At 55.0% G+C, this 2,019-nt stretch carries 2 protein-coding genes; both read right to left on the bottom strand.

Annotation, left to right across the window (positions count from 1 at the left end; all coding sequences use genetic code 11):
* Positions 1-727 precede the first annotated feature (727 nt).
* The gene (locus tag ACH2EH_RS06400) at positions 728-1,012 is read right to left on the bottom strand and encodes a hypothetical protein (protein WP_395140027.1); all 285 of its coding nucleotides are present in this window, start codon (positions 1,010-1,012) and stop codon (positions 728-730) included.
* A 34-nt stretch (positions 1,013-1,046) separates the two neighbouring features.
* Complete coding sequence (locus ACH2EH_RS06395; RefSeq protein ID WP_395140025.1) at positions 1,047-1,640, bottom strand: AAA family ATPase; 594 nt, start codon at positions 1,638-1,640, stop codon at positions 1,047-1,049.
* Positions 1,641-2,019 lie beyond the last annotated feature (379 nt).

Raw genomic sequence — 2,019 nt, 5'->3', positions numbered from 1 at the left:
AGGACAATACTCTTCAACGGGGCGATTCAACAAGAGGGTTCCATTGCTGTAGGTAGCGGTGCGCTCAAGCGTCCATCGACCAAGGCACCCCCATGTCGCAAAGAGAACGCGATACTGATTGTTGCCTAAAGGAAACAGCTTAATCTGGCTACCGTCTGACCTCCATACGCCGGATAAGTCTCCTGCAACGCAGGCGAGTTGCTTCGTAGGAGTCGCCTCGTTGTCCTTAGTGGGCTTCCAGCCAGTGAGTCTCTCCTCCACGATTTTGCTACTGATCGCGTCTTCATCGTTGCGTTGTTGCGCCCCAGCAGAAACGACCCCGATCATCAGGTGCAGTGCCACGAGGCCAACAAGCAATGAGTGGCGGGTCCAAGAGTGAAGTGGCATCGAAAGATCCTTTCCTGGGGTGAAGGATTGCCCCTTCACCGTAAAGCTGATTGCATTCTATACTTCGAGAGGGACAAACGCTACCTCCTCGTACCTAGGTTGTGTCTCAAAATAGAAGTTTAAGAACTCAAACGAGAGTTTGGCAAACGCTCCCCGAGAGAGCCTCCCTCTACGGCATCTCATTTTTAGGAGCCTAGAAACTCGTGCCTGACCGTCGTTTCGCAAAGGGTGACGCGACTCTGGGACGAAAAGAGAAGTGTTTGCCTCTGTAAGTCTTCTCCTCAGTTCCTGCTGGTTGCTTCGCTGGTGTCTCCAAGACTCCCAGAACGCTTCGGGAAAACTATCTGGGTGTTCCAAACTTGGCGTTGAGCGCCTCAGTGATGACTGCAGTGATACTCGTGTCGTGCCGCTTGGCCTCGGCGACCCAATGCATTCTAAGGCGCTTAGGCACCCGGATCGAGAGGTTTACCATCTCCTCAACTACCTTGCCTGGAGCTCCTCCCTCTAATATGGCATTCTGGCTATCTGGTAGAGTAACCGCCTCTTCTACTTCAGGTTCCGGCTCGGCGGTCTCCGACTCTCTTGCCTTCTGGATAATGTCCGCATACCGTGGCTTGTTGTCCATATCTCGTTTCCTTCTCTCTAAAACTCCAACGTCCTCAGATCAGCTCCAGTATCTCTTTGCCGAGGCTCTCGAAGTCACTCCACGCCGCCTTCTGCCGGGGATCGTCGAGCGTCTCTACTGTCGTGCCCGCCAGCGCCGACTTGGGGAAGCCCACGGTGCGGCGGATCATGGCCTCGAAGACCTCAATACCCGCTTGACGCAGCTCTGCCTGCATGATCTCCCCCTCGCGGCTGGGGTGGGGTGGCACGATGGTCAGCAGCGCCCGGTACTTGGCTCCAGGCAGCGCACGGCAGGTCTCCAGCATCGGCTGAAGGCTGAGCACGTCGGGCGCGGTGGGCAGGACGATCAAATCACAGCCCTTCGCCAGCTCCTTGAGGTCGTCGGAGTCGGGGCGAGCCGGGGTGTCAATGATGATGAAGTCCGCACCCGCGACAGCTTTCATGGCTTGGCGCTGATCCACGACCTCGAAAGGCAGGCTTCCCCGCTCCGCCCAGGCGACGGATGTTCTGTTGGGATCGCCGTCCACGAGTACGGTCTTGCCCTTCTTGCTGAAGAAGGCGGCGAGGTGCACAGCGACGGTGCTTTTTCCGACGCCTCCCTTGTAGCCCGTGATGGTAATGATCTTCATACCTGTCCCCAAACCTTCCCCAGAGCGCCCGTTCTGGCTCCGGCCTCGTGTGAGGCGATTCTACGCGAGTCGCCCCGAAAAAGCTCTGCTCCCAGCGCCTCATTCTCACCAAAACCTAGACTCCTTATCTGGGGTGTTTTCGTGTCTGTAGTATACCATATAACCAGAAAGCCATACCAGAATACCAGATAAAATAGAGGCGACTTAACCGATTTTTCTAAGACTGTCTTATTTATTCTTTCCTGTCCTACCTCCAGATTGGCGTTTTTGGCCCTTCTAGTACAGCGCGGCGTAAATATTAACAACATTAGGTAGTCAAAACCTTCCCGGTATAAGTCCAACGAAACGGCTTAGCCATCGTCACATTAAAGTAAGAGAT

It is taken from the genome of Armatimonas sp., assembly GCF_043760365.1.
In the GTDB taxonomy this organism is placed as follows: Bacteria; Armatimonadota; Armatimonadia; order Armatimonadales; family Armatimonadaceae; genus Armatimonas.
Note: the sequence above shows the minus strand (reverse complement) of the source record. Positions and strands in the feature narration are given on the sequence as shown.